Below are 2,540 nucleotides of genomic sequence, written 5' to 3'. Positions count from 1 at the left end.
CAACGTTGCGCGTCATCCGCATGAGTGAGGTCATATGAGGGCAGCGAATTTCTTGGGAACAATGCCGGTCACCCGTCTTCTCGGGTTTCTCGTCGCGTGTATTCTGGCGGCCGTGACGGTGCCGGTCGGTTGGGCACTCGCTCACGAATGGTCGGAAAGCAACGGTGCGAGCGTCGCCCTGCAAGCCTTCGAGGGCTTCAGGGCCAGCCTGGTCGTGATGGAAAAAGTGTCCGCGGAACGGGGCCCCACCAATGCCGCGCTCGGCGAGGACCTGCCGATTTCCGCTCCATGCGCCGAGACGCTCGCACGGGCGCGCGCCGAAAGCGACCGGCAGATCGCCCACCTCGTGGCGATACTGAAGGACAGAAGTTGCGCCGGCGACTGCGCGCGCGAGTCGGCGGCCATCGAGAAGATGCGCGTCGACCTCGGGACGGCGCGCGCGAGGGTCGATGTGCTGCTCGCGAAGCCGTTGCATGAGCGGCGCTCGGCGGAGATAAGCGAGGCCATCCAGGGCATGATCGCGATCATTCCGGAAGTGGCGCCTCCGCTCGACGAAATCTCGCTCGCCGTCCGCGAGGGCGGACCCGGCACACTGAACTGGGTCCCGACGACACGCCTGCTCGCGGATCTGCGGGAGTTCGCCGGACAGCTCGGGTCGCAGTTCACGGCGGCGCTCGCGGCCCAACGGCCGCTCACTACCAAGGAGCTACGAGGCATCGAGCGGATACGGGGCCGCGTCGACCAGTTGCACGCGCTGGTGATCAACCGGCTGACGGTAAGCCCACGCTCCGACGCGGCGCGCGCGGCGCTCGCCAACATGGAGCGGCAATATTTCGTCACCGGTATCGGCTACGCCGAGCATGTGCAGGCGCTGGCGATCCGGGGCGACGCCACCGGCATTTCACCCGCCCGGTTTGCGGCCGCCTATGTGCCGCCGATGCGCTCGATCACCGGCCTGCGCGACGTGCTGCTCGATCTGGCCGAGGCGGATCTGCATGACCGCCGCATCGACGCGCGGATTCGCCTGCTGGTGGCGTTCGCGGTCGCAATGCTGATTTGCGGGGTGTTGGCCGCGATGCTGTTGATCGTACGCCAACGCATGGTGGCCCCGCTGCTGGACGCCGCGCGCATGATCGACGCGATCGCCAGCGGCGACCTGAATGCGGAAGTGCCCGTGGTGCCGCATAGCATGGAGGTGGCGAAACTGCTCGCTTCGATCGCCGCGCTCAACGCGAGCCGGATCGAGAAGATGAAGCTCGAAAACCTGCGCGACCGGCTAATGCTTGACATGAAAGAGCTGTCCGAAACCGACTCGCTGACCGGCCTGGCCAATCGCCGCGCGCTCGAACGCCGGGCCAAAGCCGACTGGCGCACCGTGAACCTGGACGAGCCCAACTACGCGATCGTCATGTTCGACGTCGACCGCTTCAAGCAGGTCAACGACACGCACGGCCACGGCGCTGGCGACCTCACGCTGCGCATGGTCGCGCAACTGTGCCGGCAAACGTGGCGGCAAACCGATATCGTCGCCCGCGTCGGCGGCGATGAGTTCGTCGTGCTGATGCGCGTATCCGAGCAGGAGCACGCAGTCGCCGCGGCGGAGCGCATGCGCTCCGCCATCGCGCAAACGCCGGTCAGCTCCGGTCACGGCGATCCGTTCACCGTGACCGCCAGCTTCGGCGTCGCGTGTTGCGAGGCGCCGGGTACGGCCGACGTCGAGCAACTCTTCAAGCTCGCGGACAACCTGCTCTATCGCGCCAAGAAAAGTGGCCGCAACTGCGTCATTGCGGAACTGGCTGAAGCGCCTTCACCCTGAGCTGGACGGCGCGCGCCAGGTCACACGCCGACGCCCGCAGGCCGCTGTGTGACGCCATTGGCCGCCGCCTCGCTGGCCGCTTTCGGGTTGACCAGATGCACCCGGTACTCGCCACGCCCGGCGTCGTCGACACGCGATCCGAGCCGCGTATTCATCGCGAGCGCGGCTTCGGCGGCGATCATCAACTCCAGACCCGGCGCGCGGCTTTCCGCCGCATCGCGCATCAGCTGTTCGAGCGGCGGCGCAAGCAACGCATCGTCGACCACCTCGCCGTCGAACGACACCAGCAGATCAACTCCGTCGCCACAAACACGCGAGCCGATTTCAATGCTGCCATGCGCGCCGCCCTGCCTGCGCAGCAGATGATCCAGCACACTGACGACGAGCAGCACGAGCCGCTCCGCATTGCACCAGACATGGTCGTCGCTGACGGCTAGCCGCACCCGCTGCGCAAGCGCCCCGTGACGCGCGCCGACGATCCATAGCGCCTCCTTCACCGCGGCACGCAACGTGACGACGCCGAATACGCCGGCATCCCTGCGGCAGAACACGTCGAGCCGCTGGACCCTCGCGCGCAGCTCGTCCACGATGGCAAGCAGATCAACGAGCCACCGTTCGAGCTGCGCACTATCGCGACGCCCGCACGCCTCGAGCATGCGCGTCACGCACACGCCCGCGTCCCCAAGCGGGCCCTTCAGATCCGCGTTGAGTTCCGTCACGAGGC

General features: G+C 67.2%; 2 protein-coding genes. One reads left to right on the top strand and one right to left on the bottom strand.

Going from position 1 to position 2,540, the window contains the following annotated elements; genetic code table 11:
- Positions 1-112: 112 nt before the first annotated feature.
- A complete protein-coding gene (locus tag FSO04_RS45480) occupies positions 113-1,816 on the top strand; it encodes a GGDEF domain-containing protein (RefSeq protein WP_166618401.1) in 1,704 nt (567 codons plus the stop codon).
- 20 nt (positions 1,817-1,836) lie between these two features.
- Here FSO04_RS45480 and FSO04_RS46750 read toward each other — a convergent pair.
- Positions 1,837-2,540 (bottom strand): hypothetical protein (locus tag FSO04_RS46750; RefSeq protein WP_166618400.1); only part of this gene is annotated, 704 nt, incomplete at its 5' end.

It is taken from the genome of Paraburkholderia madseniana, from assembly GCF_009690905.1.
Taxonomy (GTDB): Bacteria; Pseudomonadota; Gammaproteobacteria; order Burkholderiales; family Burkholderiaceae; genus Paraburkholderia; species Paraburkholderia madseniana.
Note: the sequence above shows the minus strand (reverse complement) of the source record. Positions and strands in the feature narration are given on the sequence as shown.